This window comes from Ignavibacteriota bacterium (assembly GCA_016708125.1).
In the GTDB taxonomy this organism is placed as follows: Bacteria; Bacteroidota; Ignavibacteria; order Ignavibacteriales; family Melioribacteraceae.
The window spans coordinates 2,918,726-2,940,557 of the sequence record JADJGF010000001.1 but is presented as its reverse complement, the minus strand read 5'-3'; the positions used below and the strand labels follow the sequence as shown (position 1 = coordinate 2,940,557).

Annotated in this window: 17 protein-coding genes and 1 pseudogene; 9 read left to right on the top strand and 9 right to left on the bottom strand. The window is 28.2% G+C overall.

Annotated elements, in window-relative coordinates; translation table 11 throughout:
* Position 1 precedes the first annotated feature (1 nt).
* The 3 genes from IPH62_12810 to IPH62_12800 all read right to left on the bottom strand — a co-directional run bounded on the left by IPH62_12810 (position 2) and on the right by IPH62_12800 (position 2,779).
* Positions 2–937: an NAD(P)-binding domain-containing protein gene (locus tag IPH62_12810; protein ID MBK7106155.1), complete on the bottom strand. Its 936-nt coding sequence runs from the start codon at positions 935–937 to the stop codon at positions 2–4.
* Between the two features lie 92 nt (positions 938–1,029).
* Entirely contained in the window at positions 1,030–1,851 is an 822-nt protein-coding gene (locus tag IPH62_12805) for an ABC transporter permease subunit (GenBank protein MBK7106154.1), read from the bottom strand.
* Positions 1,844–2,779, bottom strand: a complete 936-nt coding sequence (locus IPH62_12800) for an ABC transporter ATP-binding protein (GenBank protein MBK7106153.1) — start codon at positions 2,777–2,779, stop codon at positions 1,844–1,846. Before IPH62_12800 ends, IPH62_12805 begins: the two co-directional genes overlap by 8 nt.
* 165 nt (positions 2,780–2,944) lie before the next feature.
* Between IPH62_12800 and IPH62_12795 the strand changes: the two genes are divergently transcribed.
* Complete coding sequence (locus tag IPH62_12795) at positions 2,945–5,533, top strand: RecQ family ATP-dependent DNA helicase (protein MBK7106152.1); 2,589 nt, start codon at positions 2,945–2,947, stop codon at positions 5,531–5,533.
* Here IPH62_12795 and IPH62_12790 read toward each other — a convergent pair.
* The 4 genes from IPH62_12790 to gap all read right to left on the bottom strand — a co-directional run bounded on the left by IPH62_12790 (position 5,514) and on the right by gap (position 9,536).
* Positions 5,514–5,894, bottom strand: coding sequence for a hypothetical protein (locus tag IPH62_12790; GenBank protein ID MBK7106151.1), 381 nt, complete (start codon positions 5,892–5,894; stop codon positions 5,514–5,516). The genes IPH62_12795 and IPH62_12790 overlap by 20 nt on opposite strands.
* A gap of 107 nt (positions 5,895–6,001) precedes the next feature.
* Entirely contained in the window at positions 6,002–6,904 is a 903-nt protein-coding gene (locus IPH62_12785; GenBank protein ID MBK7106150.1) for a rhomboid family intramembrane serine protease, read from the bottom strand.
* Positions 6,905–7,063: 159 nt separating this feature from the next.
* Positions 7,064–8,260, bottom strand: a complete 1,197-nt coding sequence (locus tag IPH62_12780) for a phosphoglycerate kinase (protein ID MBK7106149.1) — start codon at positions 8,258–8,260, stop codon at positions 7,064–7,066.
* A 217-nt stretch (positions 8,261–8,477) separates the two neighbouring features.
* A complete protein-coding gene (gene gap / locus IPH62_12775; protein ID MBK7106148.1) occupies positions 8,478–9,536 on the bottom strand; it encodes a type I glyceraldehyde-3-phosphate dehydrogenase in 1,059 nt (352 codons plus the stop codon).
* 332 nt (positions 9,537–9,868) lie between these two features.
* Here gap and IPH62_12770 point away from each other — a divergent pair, with 332 nt between their 5' ends.
* The 4 genes and pseudogenes from IPH62_12770 (at position 9,869) to IPH62_12755 (ending at position 16,065) form a co-directional block, all read left to right on the top strand.
* Positions 9,869–10,696, top strand: coding sequence for a PHP domain-containing protein (locus tag IPH62_12770; protein MBK7106147.1), 828 nt, complete (start codon positions 9,869–9,871; stop codon positions 10,694–10,696).
* An 86-nt stretch (positions 10,697–10,782) separates the two neighbouring features.
* On the top strand, positions 10,783–13,002 hold the full coding sequence (locus tag IPH62_12765; protein ID MBK7106146.1) for a hypothetical protein: 2,220 nt from the start codon (positions 10,783–10,785) through the stop codon (positions 13,000–13,002).
* 50 nt (positions 13,003–13,052) lie between these two features.
* Complete coding sequence (locus tag IPH62_12760) at positions 13,053–14,030, top strand: SGNH/GDSL hydrolase family protein (GenBank protein MBK7106145.1); 978 nt, start codon at positions 13,053–13,055, stop codon at positions 14,028–14,030.
* A gap of 83 nt (positions 14,031–14,113) precedes the next feature.
* Positions 14,114–16,065 (top strand): annotated as a pseudogene (locus tag IPH62_12755) (ABC-F family ATP-binding cassette domain-containing protein).
* A gap of 13 nt (positions 16,066–16,078) precedes the next feature.
* Here IPH62_12755 and blaOXA read toward each other — a convergent pair.
* Positions 16,079–16,897, bottom strand: coding sequence for a class D beta-lactamase (blaOXA, locus tag IPH62_12750; GenBank protein MBK7106144.1), 819 nt, complete (start codon positions 16,895–16,897; stop codon positions 16,079–16,081).
* Positions 16,887–17,858 (bottom strand): ROK family protein, encoded by a 972-nt coding sequence (locus IPH62_12745; protein ID MBK7106143.1) that lies wholly within the window; start codon positions 17,856–17,858, stop codon positions 16,887–16,889. Before IPH62_12745 ends, blaOXA begins: the two co-directional genes overlap by 11 nt.
* Positions 17,859–17,962: 104 nt before the next feature.
* On the opposite strand from IPH62_12745, the gene rsmA reads away from it, so the two are divergent.
* Genes rsmA through ubiE form a run of 4 tightly spaced genes read left to right on the top strand, consistent with a single transcriptional unit; the run spans position 17,963 to position 21,746 of the window.
* Complete coding sequence (rsmA, locus tag IPH62_12740; GenBank protein ID MBK7106142.1) at positions 17,963–18,742, top strand: ribosomal RNA small subunit methyltransferase A; 780 nt, start codon at positions 17,963–17,965, stop codon at positions 18,740–18,742.
* On the top strand, positions 18,733–20,115 hold the full coding sequence (gene mgtE, locus IPH62_12735; protein ID MBK7106141.1) for a magnesium transporter: 1,383 nt from the start codon (positions 18,733–18,735) through the stop codon (positions 20,113–20,115). The genes rsmA and mgtE overlap by 10 nt, the downstream gene beginning before the upstream one ends.
* A 1-nt stretch (position 20,116) precedes the next feature.
* Entirely contained in the window at positions 20,117–21,058 is a 942-nt protein-coding gene (locus IPH62_12730; GenBank protein ID MBK7106140.1) for a phosphatase PAP2 family protein, read from the top strand.
* A gap of 4 nt (positions 21,059–21,062) precedes the next feature.
* On the top strand, positions 21,063–21,746 hold the full coding sequence (gene ubiE / locus IPH62_12725; GenBank protein ID MBK7106139.1) for a bifunctional demethylmenaquinone methyltransferase/2-methoxy-6-polyprenyl-1,4-benzoquinol methylase UbiE: 684 nt from the start codon (positions 21,063–21,065) through the stop codon (positions 21,744–21,746).
* The last annotated feature ends 86 nt before the right edge of the window (positions 21,747–21,832 follow it).

Genomic DNA, 21,832 nt, shown 5'->3' with positions numbered 1-21,832 from the left:
ATTATTCAATAATATTTCCGTCATCATCATACTTGAAAAATCCTTCTTTAGATTTTTTCCCAAGTTTTCTTTCCCTAACTAATTTTCTTAAAAGCGGACAAGGTCTGTATCTTGGTTCGCCTAAAGTTTTCCACAATTGTTCCATCCAAGTTAAAACTTCATCTAATCCCATAGAATCAGCTAATTCTAAAGGTCCCATTTTAAAATTGTAACCAAGTTTCATAGCAATATCAATATCTTTTGCAGATGCAATTCCTTCGAGCAAAATGTGCATTGCTTCATTAAGTAAAGGAACGATTGCTCTTGTTGTTACAAAGCCAGGATATTCATAAACTTCAATTGCCGTTTTGCCGATTTTGCGCGCAAACTTTTTACATTTTGCAACAGTTACTTCCGAAGTATCCATTCCTTTTACCAATTCAACCAAAGGAACTTTTGGAACCGGATTTAGAAAATGCATTCCAATAATTTTATCTTTTCTGTTTGTAACTTCGGCAATTTCCGTTAAACTTAAAGTTGATGTATTCGAAACAAAAATTGTATCGGGATTTGCAATTTCATCCAACTTTTTAAATAATATTCTTTTTAGTTGGTAATTTTCAACAATAGCTTCAATAATTACATCGCATTCTGCAGCTTCTTCTAAATCCAAACTCCATCTAATTCTGCTTAGAATTGATTTCATTTCACTTTCGGTCATTGCCCATCTTTCAATTTCATAACGCATTGAGTTTTGAATTTTTTCCTTCGCCAACTCAAGATTATTTTGATCCTTTTCAATTATTATTACATCAACGCCGGATGAAGCAATTGTTTGAGCAATTCCTTGTCCCATTACTCCCGCGCCAATAATTGCTACATATTCAATTTGATCTTTATTTTCTGCCGATGGAGCATCATTTAGTAAATCTTCTAATTTCAATTTTTTTTCTTCCATAACCGTATTTCATTAATTGATAAATATTAATTAGAGAAAGAATCAAGTTTTATACCACAAAAATAACCAGTAAATAATTGATATTCGATTATTTAGTAATCTTTTTTACTAAAAATGATAATACTGAAGTATAGAACGAGAATTAGAAACACCAAAGATGTTAAAAATGGCTGGAAATCATAAATTTTAGAAGACATTGCTAAGTCAGTAGTGATATCACTTAACTCAGAGGTTTGCGGAATAATATAATACAATATTTCCATTACTTTTTGAATGATTTGATTTTTTAAGAAAATTGATATTGTATCTCGAGCTTGTAAAATTGGAGATAATACAAAAAAAATCAAATATGAAAGCATCATTGCAAGAATTGAACTTTGAGTTAAGATACCGATTAAAATTATTAACGAATAGAGAGATGCAAAAGCAAAAGTGATTGTAAAAATACTATATAATAATGATGGTTCCCAAACCCCAAATTTTATTCCTATCAAAATCCAGAGAAAAACAACCAAATATGCAATATTCACTAGTACAATTAAAACTCCTCCAAGAAATTTTCCCAAAATAATTTGCCAGCGAGCAATCGGTTTGGAAAGAATAAGATCAATATTTCCTTTTTCCAGCATACTGGGAATAAAACTTGCTGCAGAAAAAATTGATAAAAATAATCCACCTTTAAATAAGGGCCAAATAACAAATCCTTTAAGCTTACTAAGCAATTCCTTAGTCACTCCAACCATATCGTGTCCATTTGATTGTGCACTAATACTAAAATCATTGAAAGATACAAATGTAAAAAGCAATGCAAACATAATTGTTACAAATGTTGAAATTGCAAAAAAAGCTACAATAATTTTTCTTGAAATTGCTTCTCTAATTGTAAAATTGGAAATCGTTAAAATATTATTCATTATTATTTTTCTCGGAAATTGATTTGATAAACATATCTTCAAGCGAACTTTTTTTCTGACTAAAACTTAGAATATTAATATTTGATTTTCGCAATTCATCCATAAAAACATTAGAGATTTTATTATCCGAAACTTCCAATTCAATAATATTATTGCTAAAATTAAATTTGTAAGATTTGCTCAAATTTTCGATCAAATCATTATTTAACTTTTCATTAATTTCAATAATACAGATTTCTTTGGAAACGGTAAGTTCTTCAACACTTCCGATTTTTATTAATTTTCCTTCATTTAAAATTGCAACTTTATCGGAAACTAATTCAACTTCGGAAAGCAAATGGCTATTGAGAAATAATGTTTTTCCTTGATTTTTCAAATCCTTTAAAATATCTCTAATTTCTTTTCTTCCAACCGGATCAATTCCATCCGTTGGCTCATCAAGAAAAATAATTTCCGGATCATGAATAATTGCTTGCGCCAAACCCAATCTTTGCATCATTCCTTTAGAATATTTTTTGATTTTGGTTTTTCTCCATTTTTCCATTTTCACCAAATTCAAAACTTCGGAAATTCTTGGAGAATTTTTATCAATTTCATATCCACTTAATTTTGCATAATATACAATAACTTCTTCACCATTTAGATAATTTGGGAATTTATGATTTTCCGGAAGATATCCGATTTTTTTTCTCACTTCAAAATTTGAAACATCTTGATCTAAAATTTTAGCATTTCCGCTTGTTGGAAAAACAATTCCTAACAAAATTTTTATCAATGTAGTTTTTCCGGCTCCGTTTGGACCAAGCAAACTAAATATAATTCCCTTTTCAACATTCAGCGAAACTTTATCCAAAGCTGTAATTTCATTTTTATTTAGAGCTTTGGTTTTAAATATTTTGGTTAGATTTGTAACTTCAATGGAATTCATTATTTCTTTAAATTTGTAATAAGTTTACGTAAAGATAGAATTATTCTTTGTTTTTTCTAAATCTAAACTTCTTAAAATTAAGATTTGTCATTCTGAATGAACAAAAGAATCTCATGACAAAATGATTGATAATATTTTATAAAGTTCAACAAATAAAAATTGAATATGCTGCAAAATAAATTACACGAATTTTTCGGATTTGAAAATTTTCGTCCCGGACAAGAACAAATTATTAAAGACATTTTAAATAAAAAAAATGTTTTAGTAATTATGCCAACCGGAGCCGGAAAATCAATTTGTTACCAATTGCCATCAATCATTTCCGAAACTTATTCAATTATAATTTCCCCGCTTATTTCTTTGATGCAAGATCAAGTAAATTCTTTGAATCAAAAACAAAAAATTGCAGCATTCATTAACAGCAGTTTAGACTTCTCAGAGTCAGAAAAAGTTCTAAACGAATTGCAAAATAGTAAAATAAAATTGCTGTTTGTTTCTCCCGAAAAACTTAACAACATAAATTTTGTTCAGCGAATTAAAAATTTCAAACCGGAATTTTTATTTATTGATGAAGCACATTGCATAAGCGAATGGGGACATAATTTTAGACCAAGTTACAGAAATATTAAAACTTTTGCTCAAGCAATTGAAGTGAAAAATATTTCTGCATTTACCGCAACCGCAACTCCCGAAGTTAGAAAAGATATAATTGAGCAATTGCAATTTGAAAATCCCGCAGTTCACATTACTGGTTTTGAGAGAGAAAATATTTCACTAAATGTTTTATTTGATAAAAATAAAAAAGAGAAAATTGCGGAAATTTTAAGGGAAAATAAAACTCCGACAATAATTTATTCTTCTACAAGAAAACATGCGGAACAGTTATCACAATTTTTAAATCTTCAAAAAATTACAAATGAATTTTATCACGCCGGTTTAACAAATGAATTAAGAAGAATTATTCAAGATAATTTTATTAATGGAAGAACAAATATTATTGTTGCAACAAATGCTTTTGGAATGGGAATTGATAAAAAAAATATTGGACTTGTAATTCATTATAATATTCCGAGTTCAATCGAAAATTTATATCAAGAATTCGGAAGGGCCGGCAGAAACGGTGCCGAATCGAAAGCAATTTTATTTTATTCAAATCGCGATAAAGAAATTCAAGATTTTTTTATTCAAATTAGTAATCCAAATGTTGAGCAAATTAAAAAATGTTACGATACGATTTTAGACTTTCACAAAATTGCAGTAAATATTAAAACTGAAAAACTTTTAGAAATTTCAAATGATTTAATAAAATTAATTGAATCGAAAGAAATTCATAAAGGATTGATTCCTTCAATAATTTCAATTTTGGAAGAAAGTAATTATCTAAAACTTCATTCACAAAATTCACTTTCGCATTTTATTCAAATAAAATTATCTCAAAATGATTTAAAGAAATATTTAAAGGGAATGTATAATTCCGAATTACAAGATTTTGTAATTCAATTAATTAAAATTTTCGGAAATTCAATTTTCAATTCAAAAGTGGAAATTAATTTTGATTTTCTTTATCAAAATTTTGGATATACTAAAAATACAATCAGTTCATTTTTATTTACGTTAAATAATATTGGAATTATTGAATACGATAAACCGGCGTTTGTTCAAAAAATTTCTATGTTAACTGAAAGAGTTGCGAGCAAAAATCTTAAGTTGAACAAAGCGGAGATTAATAAAAAAATTCAATTAGCTGAAAATAAACTTGACCAAGTTTTAGAATACGTAAATACCGATGATTGCCGTTTTAAATTTATCTTGCAATATTTTGGTGAAGAAACTAAAAATTACAAATGCGGTAAATGTGATAATTGTACGAATAAAAACAAAAATATTAATAACAATGAATTTATCAACGAAATTATTATTAGAACTTTTAAGGAATTTAAAGGAAGTTTAACAGAAAATAGATTGATCGGAATTTTAAAAGGAAGTTCGAATTCAAATATCGCAAGAAAAATTTCAACATTTGAAAATTGCAAACATTACTCAATTCAAGAAATTGAATTGTCAATTCAATTTTTATTGAAGAAAAATGTTTTGAAAGAAATAAATGATGAATTGGTTTTTAATCCAATGGAAGAATTATTTTTTGTTGAAGAAACCGAATTTGAAAATGCAGAAATTCAGAATAATAATTATGAAATTAATCTTGAATTATATAATAAATTACGCGAAGAAAGAGATTTAGCAGCAAAAAAATTTAATCAAAATCCGCAAATAATTTGCTCGGATAAAATTTTAAGAGAAATTGTAAAAGATAAACCTCAATCTTCATCGGCAATTTTACAGATTTACGGATTCAACCAAAGAATGTTTAATAAAATTGGTCCGGAATTTTTATCAATTATTAAGGAACACGCAATAACTGAAAATGAAAATTCAATTTCGAAAAAATTACCAAAACACATTTCACAAACTTATGATTTGATATTGAAAAAATATTCACTTTATGATATTTCAAAACTGCTTAAACTGCCGGAATCTATTGTGTCAATTCAAGTTGAAACAATAATTAGTTATTATCCGAATTTGGATTTTTCTCCATTAATCTCGAAAGAAGAATTTGATTTGGTAAAAGTGAATATTACAGATTTTAACGAAGATTTGAAATCAATAAAAAATAGAGTGGATAAAAATATTAGTTATTCAAAAATTAGAATTGTAAAAGCAATCCTTAAAGCTAATTCTTCTGCTGTTTAGATTTTAACGAATCCAAATAAGTTTGCGAGAGATTAAAAAATTCATTCCATTTTTCATCATCATACTTTAAATTTCTGTAACTGTTAAAGTAAGTGGAACTATCAATTTCATACTTTTTAAAAATTTCTTTCTTCTTTATTTCAACCGAATCTGTGCCAACGTAGAAATCTTCAACAACTAATAAATCAATGTAAATTTTTGAGAGAGTTTCAAGATCAGTACTTTTATGCTGTGAACAATTAAGAAGTGAAAATGAAAATGCCACAAGAAAAATTGCAGTAATTTTATGATAAAAAGTAAATTTGAGTTTGTCATTTCGAGAAAAAATTATTTTTAATTTTTCGAAGTAATTTTTTATCATTAGCATAATTGAAAACTATTTAAGTAAAATGTTGAGTAAATAATTTTCATATATCTTTAAATTTGAGATTTAGATTCCGGAATTTCATCCGTAATGACGAATTTAAATTAATTTTTCTTGCTTGCTTCAAAAAGAATTTTCTTTTCTTTTTCTGTTAAATTTTGATAACCGCTTTGACTAATTTTATCTAAAATTTTATCAATTGTTTCTTGAGAAATTTTTTCTTCATTTTTATTTGATGAATTTATATCATAAAACTCAACTTCCTCAGCATCTTTTTTCCCAAAACTAAATGGACTTTTCTTTTTCTTGAAATTTAGATTATCAGACCCACTTGATTTTGATTTGAAATTATCAAAAATTCGATCAAAATTATAATTGTTTTTCCTATCCAACATAACAAATAAAAATCCAATTACTGCTCCGCCTAAATGAGCTAAATGTGCAACAAAACTTGCATCTCCCACAGAAAGAAATTCAATAACCATCATAAAAACAATTAAATATTTTGCTTTAACGGGAATAAGAAAATATACGTAAATTAATCTATCGGGGAAGTACATTGCAAAAGCAACCATTACGCCATAAACAGCTCCGGAAGCTCCAATTATCGGTGCCGAACCGGTTCCCAATAATAATTGTAGAATTCCTCCTCCAACTCCGGCGAGCAAATAGAAAATTAAAAATTTCTTTGAGCCCATAATATTTTCAATTTCCATTCCAAACATCCACAACATCAACATATTGAAAAATATGTGTGAAAATCCGCCATGCAAAAATTGGTACGTAATTAATTGCCAAGGCATAAAATTCCAATATGTATTACTGAATGGAATTAATGCGAAATATTTTGTAATTAAATTATCAAGAAGTACTCCGCCAACTACAATATTTTGTGCAATAATTGAAATAAAAAAAACAATTCCATTTATTATTAAAATATTTTTTATAACCGGAGGGAAAAAACTAAATCCGCCAAATCCCCTTGGTCGATAATCATTATAAGCCATTAAAATTTCCTAAAATTAAATCTTTGTAATCACTTTTGGAATTTACTAAAATATTATTAAAAATAAATTAGTATAAAATTAAACCTCCGTATTTGAATAATTTACAAATTCCGGAGGTTTTGAAAGATTAGACTAAATTTGATTTAAAAGGTTTCAAATTTATTTATTGGAAAGAGCCTCAACTCCGGGTAAAACTTTACCTTCTAAATATTCTAAAGATGCGCCGCCGCCTGTAGAAACGTGAGAAACTTTTTCATCCAATCCGGCTTTTTTAATTGCTGCAGCAGAATCTCCGCCGCCAATTATTGTAATTGCGCCTTTTTCTGTTGCTTCAACTAAAGCTTCGGCAATTGCGTTTGTACCTTTTGCAAAATTATCAAATTCAAAAACTCCCATTGGTCCATTCCAAACAACTGTTTTACTTGCTAAAATTATTTCTTTAAATTTCTCAATAGTTTTTGGACCAATATCCAATCCCATTTTATCTGCCGGCATTGCGGTAACTGGAACAATATCAGAAAGTGAGCAATTATCAAATTCCGGAGCAACAACAACATCAACCGGAAGCATAAAATTTACACCGGAAGTTTTTGCTTTTTCAAGAATTTCTTTTGCGAGATCAACTTTATCAGCTTCCAAAAGTGATGTACCAATTTCCAAACCTTGCGATTTATAAAATGTGTAACCCATTCCGCCGCCGACAATCAAGTTATCAACTTTGCTCATTAATTGTTGAATTACATCAATTTTACCAGAAATTTTTGCACCGCCCAAAATTGCCGTAAATGGTCTTTTAGGATTTTGAACTGCACTTCCCAAATAATCCAATTCTTTTTTCATCAAATAGCCGGAAGCATTTTGAGAAATATATTTTGTAATTCCTTCTGTTGAAGCGTGTGCACGGTGAGCAGAACCGAATGCATCATTAATGTAAACTTCTCCTAAATCAGCTAATTGTTTTGCAAATTCCGGAACATTTTTTTCTTCTTCTGCATGAAATCTTACGTTTTCCAAAATTAAAACATCGCCTTCTTTCATATCATCAACCATTTTTTTCACTACTTCACCAACACAATCGGGAGCTAATTTTACTTCTTTTCCTATCAATTCACCCAAACGAACTGCTGTTGGTTTTAAACTATATTTTGGATTTGGTCCCCCTTTTGGTCTTCCCAAGTGGCTCATCAATATTGCCTTTCCGCCGTCTTTTATAATTTTTTCAATTGTTGGAAGCGCAGATGTAATTCTGATATCATCAGTAATTTCTAAATTTTCGTTTAGCGGAACATTAAAATCAACGCGAACTAAAACTTTTTTACCTTTAAGGTTTAAATCTTCGATAAATAATTTTTCCATTTTTACTCCAATGAAATATAATTTTTATGTTACAATTTTTATTCTAAATCTGAAAGTGTCGTTTCCAAATTCCGTTAGCTAACGGATAAATCGGGAATCCACATTTTTATTTGAATAGATTCCGTAAAAAAACAAACCGGAATGACAGAAAACTTTTATATACAAAAAACGCAGCCATAAATTTTGACTGCGTCTTTTATAAATTATTACAATTTATTTACTTTCCCATTTTTAACAATAAATCAACAACTCTGTTTGAGTAACCCCATTCATTATCATACCAAGAAACAACTTTGAAGAATCTTTTTTCACCTTTTAAATTATTTTGCAAAGTTGCGAGAGAATCATAAATTGAAGATCTTTCATCATGAATAAAATCTGTAGAAACAACTTCTTCGTTAGAATATCCTAGAATTCCTTTTAGATAAGTTTCCGAAGCTTTTTTCATTAGCGCATCAATTTCTTCAATTGAAGTTTCTTTTTCTGAACGGAAAGTTAAATCAACAACAGAAACATTTGCTGTTGGAACACGGAATGACATTCCGGTTAATTTACCTTTTGTAACTGGCAAAACTTCGCCAACAGCTTTTGCTGCGCCGGTTGTAGATGGAATTATATTAATTGCTGCAGCGCGTCCGCCTCTCCAATCTTTTTTAGAAGGTCCATCAACAGTTTTTTGTGTTGCAGTATATGAGTGAATTGTCGTCATCAAACCGTTTTCAATTCCAATTCCCTCTTTTAATAAAACGTGAACAACGGGAGCTAAACAGTTTGTTGTGCAAGAAGCATTTGACACAATATTATGAACTTCCGGTTGATATTCATCGTCGTTAACACCCATAACTAAAGTTTTAACATCACCTTTTCCCGGAGCAGAAATTAAAACTTTTTTTGCACCAGCGGCAATATGACCTTTAGCTTTTTCAGAATCTGTAAATAAACCGGTTGATTCAATTACGATATCAACACCTAATTCACCCCAAGGTAATTGTGAAGGATCTCTCTGAGCCATAACGCATTTAATTTTATCGCCATTTATAACTATTACATCATCTTCAGTTAAAGATGGATCGCTTTTTTCACTGCTTAAAGTTCCGTTAAATTTACCGTGAACCGAATCATATTTTAATTGGTAAGCAAAATATTTTGCATCTGTGCTGACATCAACTACAGCTACAACATCAACTTCTTTACCAAGTAATCCTTTATCAGAAAGTACATTTATTACTTGTCTTCCAATTCTTCCAAAACCATTAATTCCTACTTTGATAGCCATTAAATTATTCTCCTTTAATTCTATGTTTATGAAAAAAAATATTTATAATTGTCAAAGATAATATTTTACGAATTCAATTACAAAAATAGAGATATTTAAGTCCTAAAAATATTTTCTAATTTGCATCGTAAATTTACTAATCTGATAAAAAACTTATTTCTTAAATAGCTTAAAAAAACTTCAATTTCTGCATTTACCAAATAATCTATCAATTCCATGAAATTTTATTCATTTATAGAAATTGTAATTCATTGATAAGATGTTTTCTATCATAAATTTTATTACTTTGCAATCTAAAATTTTGCAATTCAAACAAATAGTTCATTGTGAAAATTAAAGCAGATTTACATACTCATACAACATATTCAGACGGAGCTCTCTCGCCTCAAGAGTTATTAGATTTAGCTCGCAAAAAACAAATTTCAGTAATTGGAATAACTGATCATGATTCCGTTAATGGAATTGATGAAGCTATAAAATATGGCAAAAAAATTGGGATTGAAATAATTCCCGGTGTTGAAATAAGTACGGATATTGAAGATTCGGAAGTTCATATTTTAGGGTATTTTATTGATTATAAAGATAAAGAGTTAAATAAAGTTTTGAAATTTTTTAGAGATGAAAGAATTGAGCGCGCAAAAAGAATTATAAAAAAATTAAATAAACTTAAAATTGAAATAACTTTTGAAGACGTTCTAGAATTTTCAAAAAATGCTCCAATTTGCAGACCTCATATTGCAAAAGCAATTTTAGGAAAAGGTTATATAAAAAATTATATGCAGGCATTCTATAAATATATTGGCGATGATGGTCCGGCTTTTGAAAGAAAAATTCATGTATCGCCGCAAAGTGCTCTTAAAATTATTAGTGATGCCGGCGGACTTTCATTTATTGCTCATCCGGGAAAAATGAAAGAATCAATTTTAAATAATCTTATTAAATTGGGAATAGATGGAATTGAAGTAGTTCATTCATCACATAAAAAATATCAGCAAAAATTTTATTCCGATATTGTAAATGAATATTGTTTGCTTTCAAGCGGCGGATCTGATTTTCACGGCGGATTAAGAAATGATGAATCAAATTTTGGTAAATATTTTATTGATGAATCGATTCTCAATAACATCAAAAATTCACTTACTTCAAACTATCATAAATAAAAAATTTTTTAGGTCAGAAAATTTTAGACTAAATGAAAATTTCTAAATTCTTATATTTTGAGAAACAGATCAGAATTGAGTGGTAAATGAAAAAAATAATATTATTAGTTTTTCTGAATATTATAACTTATTCGCAAACAATTAAAAGTTGGGAAAATTACTCCGCTTTTAAAAATGTTGTTCAATCATGCCAAATAGGAAATATCATTTGGGCTGCCTCTGATGGAGGAGTTTTTGCATTCTCAACTTCAGATAGTTCATATCAAATTCTAACAAAATCAGATGGATTGATAAGCCAAAATATTACAGCAATTAATAAAGATCAAAATAATAAATTGTGGCTTGGAACAAACGAAGGTTACATAATTGTTTATACTCCGGAAACCGGCGAATTGAAAACGATTTTAGAAATTTTTAAAACTGATAAATCAATAAAAAGTATTAATAATATTTTAATCAGCGGAGATACAGCTTTTGTTTCAACTGCTTTTGGATTAGCATTAATAAACACAAATGATTTTTCTTTTTTTGACAGCATTTTAAAATTTGGAAATTTTGCAAGTGAAACTCCTGTTAAAAAAGTTTATTTAGGAAGCACAATATTTGTTATAACTCAAGCAGGAATTGCTTTTAAGAAATCTGGCGCAACAAATTTATCCGCTCCAGAATCTTGGTTAAATATTAATATTTCTACTCAAATTCCAGCAGGTAGTATAAATTCAATGATTGAAATAAATAACGAAATTTACGCCGCTACCGATGAAGGTCTGCTAAAAAATTCAAACGGAATCTGGTCATCATTTTTATATAATAATTTTGAAGTTATAGATGTAACTGAAAAAAATCAAATGATTTATTCTTTGTTGGGAAACACAATTCACTTATATAACGGAAGTGACCAAATAATTGTATCTGAAAAAAATATTAACTTTAACAGTTTTTTTATTGATGACCAAAATAATTTATACATCAGCAGCAATAAAGGATTGTTACACTTTTCTGGAACGAATAAAAATTTTATTATTCCAAATTCACCGGAGACTAATGGCTTTATAAGTTTAGCCGTTGATTTTGAAAATAATTTATGGTCGGCAACAGGTAAAGATGGTGCAGGAATTGGCGTACAAAAATTTGATGGTTTAAATTGGTCAATTGAAAATATCAGTAACAACACTGAAATAATTTCAAATGATTTCCATAGAGTATCAGCTTCAAATAATTCTGTTTATTTTTCAAGTTGGGGAAGAGGATTTGTAAGATTTAAAGATGGTCAATATCAAAGATTTGATGCCGGTAATAGCGGACTTGTTGGAATTCCGGGATCGAACAGTTTTTTGGTTATAAATGATATTGAAGAAGATGAAAATGGAAATGCATGGATTTTAAATTATTGGGCTGGAGATAAAAAACCGATAAGTGTTTTAAAAACAGACGGAACATTTATAAGTTATGAATTAGGAAGCCCATTAATTTCCGACGTAATAAGTGTAAAAGAATTAGCTATTGATCAATATAATACTAAATGGTTTTCGGGAGATATTGGCGGGGGATCTGCAACCGAAGGACTTTTTTATTTCAACGATAATGGAACTTTAGAAAATTTATCAGACGATATTTGGGGAAAAATTACAGAAAGCAGCGGATTAAGAAATAAAGATATTAGAGATTTAGTAGTAGATAAATTTGGAGAAATAATTATTGGAACGAGCAGCGGGATTGATGTTATTCCTAATCCTACGTCTCCTTCTTCAATTAGAAACGATCAATATTTCGCAATTAAATCAGAGACAATAAATGCAATTGCAGTTGATGCAATAAATCAAAAATGGATTGGTACCGCAAAAGGCGTGTTCTTAATGAGCTCAGATGGCTCAACTTTACTTGCAAATTATAATAAAAACAATTCACCGCTTCCGGCAGATTTAATTAAAGATATAACAATTGATGAACAAAAAGGAATTGTGTACGTTGGCACTGATTTAGGTTTAACAGCAATTTCAACTATGTTTATAAAACCAAATGAAGATTTTAATGAAATTTTGGTTTATCCAAATCCAATTGTTTTGTCAAAAAATTCAGAAAACATTATAACTATTGATGGACTTATTGCAAATTCTGAAATTAAAATTTTAGATGTTTCCGGCAACTTAATTACAGAATTTAGATCAGTTGGAGGAAGAACAACATTTTGGAATTGTAAAGATTCGAACAATAAATTTGTTCCATCCGGTATTTATATAATTGCAGCTTATGATCCGGAAGTTAACAATGTAGGTCTTACAAAAATTTCAGTTATAAGAAACTAAATATGTTAGATTATTTTTTAGATTTTTAGTTAATAATTTTTTGATTTCACTTGATAAAATTTTATACAAAAATTTTTTTAATAAATTTACTTATCGTAATTCTCTTATTTGGATTATTTGAAATTTCAATTCGTTTTGCATTTCCCCAAATTCAATTACCAGGAACTGAAAAATCACTCTTAGAAGAAAATGTTTACTTTACTTCTCCCGGCTTAGTTGCAAATTCTCACGGATATTCAAATGGAATAATAAAATTTGTCGATCAAAATAGATTTTGGAAATTAAACTCACCAAACAAAAATGTTAAAAATAAAATTTTATTTTTGGGTGATTCTATTACTATGGGAATTGGAGTTGAATCTGATTCAACATTTGCCGGTTTACTTAATTCTTCATTAACCGAATCACAAATTTTAAATTCTGCTCTAATTGGATATTCAAGTTTAGATTATAAAAATATTATTAAGAAATTTTTTTTAGATGAAGGAAATCAAAATAAAATTTCCTCTGTTGTTTTATTCTGGTGTTTAAATGATATTTATTCCAACTTCACTCTTAACAATGAAATTGAAATTAATTCTTCAAATTGGCTAAATCGGGTTTTAATTTTTATTAGAAACAATTTTAAATTTTACCATTTTCTAAAACACATTTTTTTTGATAGAGCTGAATCTTATTATTTATATGATGAAAATTTTTACAATAATGAAAATTTGCAATTTCAAACTGCGGTTAAAAATTTAAAAGATATAAAACAAATTTTAGATTCTAAAAAAATAAATTTTTATGTCATAACCTTGCCGTATGAATATCAAATCAGAAATAAAAATGTTGTAAACTTCAATCCGCAAACTTTATTGGTTGATTCATTAAGATCATTTAATATTAATGCTATTGATATTTCTAAAAACATTTTAAAAAGTAAATTTAATTCAAAAGATTTATACTTATACGGTGATGGAATACATTTTTCAAAAGTTGGTCATAATTTGTTAAGCAAAATAATTCCAAATTCAATTCCGTTATAAATTTTATAAATAATTAAGTTGTAAAGAAATCATTAAACAAGATATATTTCCTTTCTTAATAAATTATTATAAAAAAATCTTACATGATTGATATCAACAACCTTTCCGTACAATTTACCGGCGAGAATTTATTTGAAAACGTAAATCTAAAAATTCTTCCAATTGATAAAATTGCACTTGTGGGTTCTAACGGAACCGGAAAATCTACATTTTTAAAAATGCTTTCCGGAAAACAATCGCAAGAAAGTGGAACAATAAATTTCAAGAAAGGATTAAAAATCGGCTACCTTCCGCAAGAATTAATTTCTACAAGTAAAAGTTCAATTTTTGATGATGTTAGAAATTCTCTTACTCAAATAATTCAAATAGATGAAAGAGAAAATATTCTTCATGATAAACTTCAACAACTTCCCTCTCACGGAATTGAACACGATGAAATTATTCATCAACTTGGAAATTTAAATCATCTGAAAGAAGAAATCGGTTATTATGAAATTAATTCCACAATAGAAAAAATTTTAATGGGCTTGGGTTTCGGTAAAGAATTATTTGAAAAATCCACATCCGAGCTTTCCGGCGGATGGCAAATGAGAGTTGAACTTGCAAAAATTTTAACTTCAAATAATGATATAATTCTATTGGATGAACCTACAAATCATTTGGATATTGATTCGCTTCAATGGCTTGTAAAATTTCTAAAATCTTTTAAAGGTGCAATTATTCTTGTTAGTCATGATAGATATTTTGTAAATAATATTTGCAATAAAACTTTAGAAATTTATAACAAAAATGTAACTTTCTATAAAGGCAGCTACAACGAATATTTAAATTTTAAAGAAGAAAGGGCTGAGCGATTAAAATTAGAATTTGCGGAACAACAAAAAAAGATTAAACAAACAGAACAATTTATTGAACGATTCAGATACAAAGCTACAAAAGCTAAACAAGTCCAAAGCAGAATAAAACAGCTTGATAAAATTGATAGAATTGAATTAGTTGAAACCGAAAATAAAATTCATTTCCATTTTTTTGATACAACTCCAAGCGGCGTTGTTCCAATAAAAATTATTAATGTTGCAAAATCTTACGGGAATTTAAATGTTTTAGAAAATATAAATTTAGATATTGAACGCGGTGAAAAAATTGCTTTGGTTGGACCAAACGGCGCGGGAAAAACTACACTTTCAAAAATTATTTCAAAGAGATTAGAACCAACTTTCGGAAAAATTGAATTTGGTCACAATACATTAATTTCATTTTATGCTCAAGATGTTGTTGACAATTTAAATTTGGAAAACGATATAATTACAGAACTTGCGGAAAGTGATTCTGAAAGTACAATTGCTCAACTTAGAACTTTGCTCGGTGCATTTTTATTTAATGGAGATGAAGTTTTCAAAAAAATTAAAGTACTTTCCGGTGGCGAAAAAGTCGTGTTGGGCTTGCAAAAGTTCTACTTACAAAAGCAAATACAATTATTCTTGATGAACCTACAAATCATTTGGATTTTGATTCAAAGAAAATTTTGCAAAATGCATTAATGAAATTTAACGGAACTTTAATAATTGTTTCTCACGATGTTGATTTTCTTAAACCGATTGTTTCAAAAGTAATTGAAGTTAGAAATCATAATTTAAAAATATTTTACGGCGGAATTGATTATTACATATCGAAAAAAGAAGAAATAGATTTTTCGGAAAACGATGAGATTTCAAACGTTGATGAATCAAATAAAATTACTCGAAAAGATCAAAAAAGATTTGAAGCTGAAAAACGCCAAAAATTTCATAAAGCAACAAAAGATTTAAAATCGCAAATAAAAATTTATGAAACTGAAATTGAGAAATTCGAAAATCTCAAAACAAATTTAGAATTAGATATGATGAAAGAAGAAGTCTATTCTAATCCGGTTTTAGCAAAGCAGAATAAAATTAATTATGACAAAGTAAAAAATGATTTAGAAAATTTATATATGAATTGGACACAATCAAGCGAAGAATTAGAAAGAATTTTGAAAGTAATGAATGAAGAATAAAATCAATAAGATATTATTTAATTATTCCTTCCGACTTTAAAATTTCTCGTGTAATATTAATTCTTTGTGGTAAATCTTTTTCATCATTTATATCAATATTAATTGCAAATATCCAAGTATCATTTTTAGTTTCAACAAAACCAACATACCAGCCAATTTGTTTATCTTTTTCAACACGTGCTGACCAACCGGTTTTTGCATATAATTTATAAGCATCGGTAGAATCAACCAAAAGAATATTTTTTACAATTTCCATATTTCGTTTGGAGAAAGGTAATTCATTCTTAATAAATTTATTTAAAAATAAAATTTGTTCAACGGCATTAATTCTTAAATCTCCTTCAAGCCAAAAAGTATCAATTTTATCACCGAGTTTTTTATTACCATAATTTATTTTTGTTACAAATTCTTGCATTTTTTCAAATCCAATTCTTCTCGCCAATTCTTGATAAAACCAAACCACCGAATATTTTATTCCCGATTTTAAATTATGATCTTGATTCCAATTATCGATAAATCTTTTTTCGCCATCCCATTTTATAATTTCATTTTCATCATTTATTACTTTGGTTTCAAGTGAAATTAATGAATTGGGAATTTTAAAAGTCGATGCCGGCAAATATTGAGTTTCAGCTCTATCGGAATTATAAACTAAACATGAATCTTTTGTTAAATTATAAAGGACAAAAGTTCCGGTAACATTTGCTTTATTGAAAAAAGATTCCCATTCATTTTTAACGAAATAATTTTCAGTAATTTCTTCAATCGGAGTTTGAGAAAAATTAGAAACCACAAAACAAATTAATTGAAATAATAAAATTTTAATTTTCATCTTTTATAAACTCCTCAACTAAAGCATATCCCCCATAGAGCGGAGCGTCATCGCCAAGAGTTGTTGCTTTTAAATTCACAATTTTTGCCGCATCTTTTATTGCTGAATTTTTAAATGCTTTTTCAATTTTTTCCATCATAAATTTTTCATTTGCTTCAATTAATCCGCCGCCTAAAACAATTGTGTCTAAATTTAATAATGTTGTAATACTTCCTAAAACTGTTCCGACAATTTTACAAGCTTTTTCAATTTCTTCAATTACTAATTCGTCCTTTTGTTCAATAGCTTTTTGCAAATTCTTGCTTTTAATTTTTTCTTTATCCTTAATAATTTTTCTTAGAGCTGTATTTTTCTTTTCTGATTTTTTAATAATATTATTTACAATTGCTGTTCTGCTCGCAAGATTTTCAAAAGTAGATTTTTCTCCGTCTCCATCAAAATAACCATTTGATCTAACTTTCATATGCCCAATTTCGCCGGCAAAAAATGATGAACCTCTGTAAAATTGTCCGTTAAAAATTAGTCCGCCCCCAATTCCGGTTCCTAGAAAAACTACTAATCCATTGTTAATTGTATTGTTATATTCAAAATATTTAATTCCCAAAGCCGCCATGTTAACATCATTTTCCAAAAGCATTGGAATGTTAAAATATTTTCCCATTTCTTTTTTTATGTTGAAATTTTCAATTTGCAAATTTGGTGCAACTGAAATAATTCCGCTTTCCGGATTTACAGTTCCCGGAACACCTAATGCCAAAGCTTTAATTTGCGATTCATCAATTCCATTTTTACTCAACAATTCTTTAATACTTTCCGCAACAGATTCTACTAAAAAATCAGCACCTTTTTTTATATCGGTAGAAACTTTTGTTCTATCAACAATTTGCTTCTCTTTATTAATTAAAGCAGAAAGTATTTTTGTCCCACCTAAATCAACGGAAATAATATAATCTTTTGCCAAGTTATTCCTCTAAAATTAGTTTTTATTGTTATTTTGTGCGGAGAAATTAAATTTTATCATTTTCAATATTAAGTTAAAAAAGTTAAACTTATCTTCAAAGAAAGATGGCAATAAAACCTTTAAAAAAATTTGGTCAAAATTATTTGACAGATAAGAATATTGTTCACAAAATGATTGATTGTCTGCAAATTCAAAGTTCAGATTCTGTGTTGGAAATTGGTCCCGGCAAAGGTTTTATAACTAATGAAATATCAAAAAAAGTTGAAGAATTTTACGCAATTGAAATTGATACACGAGTTATTGAAGATTTAAAACTTAATTTCCCAAAAGCTGAAATTATTAATTCAGATTTTACTAAAATTAATTTATGTGATTTGAACTTAAAATTTCCGTTAAAAATTATTGGAAATATTCCATTTAATCTTACGGGAGATATTTTATTTAAACTACTTGATGAAAAAGAAATTGTAAAAGAAGCAAGTTTTATTATTTCAAATGATATTGCAAAAAGGCTTACTGCACAAAAAAGGACAAAAGAATACGGAGCGATAACAGTAATATTTAATTATTTTTCAACAATTAATTTAGTAACAAAAGTTTCACTAAATGTATTTTATCCAAAACCAAATATTGATGCGGCAATAATTCATCTGGTTTTTGATAAATCAGAATCGCCTAAAATTGATAAAGAAATTTTTATTAAAGTTGTGAAAGCATCATTCGGAAATAGGAGAAAAACCTTAATTAATTCCCTTAGGAATAGTATATTTGCAAACTGTGATTTCACAACATTTGAGTTTAATTTCTCAAAACGAGCTGAAGAATTAGATTTAATTGATTTTTTACATTTAACAGAATTTATTCAAAACAATAAATGCCAATAGAAAACGAAATATCGAATGTAAAAACTGTTCTGCAAGTTGATAATGAACTTTTGGAAAGCATTACCGGCTTGATTGAAAATGAAGCAGAAAAAAGTTTGCTAAACATTTTTGCAGATTTACATTCCGCCGATATTGCCGAAATAATTAATAGATTAGATTTGGCAAATGCAAAATATGCATTTTCTCTGCTCGATACAGAAACTGCCGGTGAAGTAATTTTAGATATTGACGAAAGTTTAAGAGAAAAAATTCTTAAAGATATTGATGTTAAAACCATTTCTAATATTGTTGAAGAACTTTACTCGGATGATGCAACAGATATTGTAAGTGATCTACCAGAAACAATTGCAAGACAAGTTTTAAGAAATATTGATAAAGAAGATTCTGAAGAATTAAAAGAATTGCTCAAATATCCGGAAGACACTGCCGGCGGTATTATGACGAGCAATTTTGTTTACGTAAACACCAATGCAACCATCAAAGATGCAATTGAAGAAGTAAGAAAAAATGCAGAGGAATTTGAACATATCTATCACATTTATGTTTTAAAAGAAAATGATGAATTGTTGGGAATTGTAACATTAAAATCATTATTGGTCAATCCGTTAAATCTAAAAATTAAATCAGTAATCCAAGAAGATTTAATTTTTGTAACGCCGGAAATCGATCAGGAAGAAGTTGCAAACATTATGCACAAATATGATTTAGTTGCTATTCCCGTAGTTGATGAACATAGAAGAATGTTAGGAAGAATTACTTTTGATGATATTCAAGACGTAATCCATGAAGAAGCTTCTGAAGATATGCAAAAAATTGCCGGTTTAACTGAAGAAGAAGAATTTAGTTATTCAACATTTAGGGTTTCGAGAAACAGATTACCTTGGCTTTTTGTTTCGCTTGCCGGTGAATTATTAAGCGCATTAGTTCTTTCATCATTTCAAGCTTCAATAGAACAAATAATAATTGCAAGTTTTTTTATTCCAATAGTAATGGCAATGGGCGGAAGTGCAGGAAGTCAATCCGCTATTGTAATGGTTCAGGCAATAAACGCCGGTGATATTTGGAAAAATGATACAATGAAAAGATTATTAAAAGAATTGCGAGTTGCCTTTGTTAACTCACTTATTTGCACAATTGCTCTTCTTTTAATTACATATTTTGTTTTTAAAGTTGATTTAAGTTTTGCATATATTCTTTCGGCTTCTCTTTTTATTATTATGGTTAACGCAACAATGGTTGGAGCAATTGTTCCAGTTATTTTAGATAGAGCAAATATTGATCCGGCTATTGCAACTGGTCCTTTTGTAACAACTACAAATGATGTTGTTGGACTAATAATATATTTTTCACTTCTAACAATTTTCATCTCCTAAAATGATTTTTAGAAAAAGTATTTATAAATCATTAAGTGCAACTGATTTAGTTATTATCTTTTTTTATCTATTTCTTATTTCAATAAATTTAATTTTTCACAATTTAATTGATGAATGGATTTTATTAACTTCGCTGAACATAAGTTTAATTATTCTTGTTTTATTTTTTGCTGATAAAGCTGAAATTACAAAAAGTAAAATTTGGGAAAACGTTCATTTCTATTATGTTGTTCCACTAATTTTTCTTTCTTTCAAAGAAGTATATATTTTATTGGATGCGATTCACTCAAGTGATTATGATTCTTTATTAATTGCCGCAGATAGATTTTTATTCGGATTAGATCCAACAATTTTTCTGTATCAATTTGCTAATCCAATCCTAACAGAGATTTTACAAATCGCGTATGGAACTTTTTTTTTCCTTCCAATTATTTTAGGAGTTGAGTTTCAGTTAAAACATAAATCACGGGAATTTGATTTTATAATTTTTTTGGTTGTCTACGGATTTTTTCTTTCATACGTTGGATATTTTTTACTTCCGGCAGTTGGTCCGCGATTTACTTTACATAATTTTGAAACAACAAATTTAGAATTGCCTGGAATTTTTCTAACAAATTTTCTGCGAGAAATAATTAACTCCGGAGAATCAATTCCTTCCGGAACAATAAATCCATTTGAAGTTGTTCAGCGTGATGTTTTTCCAAGCGGACATACACAAATGACTTTAATCGTTATGTATCTTGCCGTTAAATTAAAGTCTTCAAATAAATTATTTTTTTTAATTGATGGTTCACTATTAATTTTTGCAACAGTTTATTTACGATACCATTACGTAATTGATTTAATCGGCGGCGTAGTATTTATGATTTTTACAATTTTAACCGGTAAATATCTTTTTAATTGGTGGCAGAAAAAAACCGGCAGCGAAGTTATTAATTACTAAAATTATGATAGAAAAAAAAACACAAGTAAAAAGAATTTTTGACAGCATTTCACATAGATATGATTTCCTCAATCATTTTCTGAGTTTGGGAATAGATTTTTATTGGAGAAAAAAAGCTTTAGAGTTAACAAAAATTTCTTCCAATTCAAGTTTATTAGATATTGCTTGTGGAACCGGTGATTTTTCAATTGCTGCAAAAAAAATTGGCGTCATTGAGATTATTGGCGTTGATCTTAGCAAAAACATGCTTTCTCATTTTATTGAAAAAGTTGATTGGATTAAAGGAAATTTAGTTCAATCTGTTGCTGAAGCAATTCCCTTAAAAAAAGAAATATTTACTAATATAACTGTGGCATTTGGTGTTAGAAACTTTTACGATATAAAAAAAGGATTTGAGGAATTTTTTAGAGTTCTTCAAAATAATGGAAAAGTTACAATTTTGGAATTTCGTTTGCCGAAAAACTTTTTAATTAAAAATCTTTACCAATTTTATTTTCAAAAAATTCTGCCGCTTGTTGGAAAAATAATTTCTAAAGATAATGAAGCTTATACTTACCTTCCGGAATCAGTAAATATATTTGATTCAAAAATTGATTTAGAAAAAATTTTGTGTGAAGTTGGATTTAGAAATATTGAAAAATTTTCTCTCACGTTTGGAATTGTACAAGTTGTAATTGCGGAAAAATAAAAATCCCGACTATTGATTGGATTAAACTAAGCCACGAATGCACGAATTTTTTTTTGACTTTTCACGTTTCCACTTTTTTACGTCTC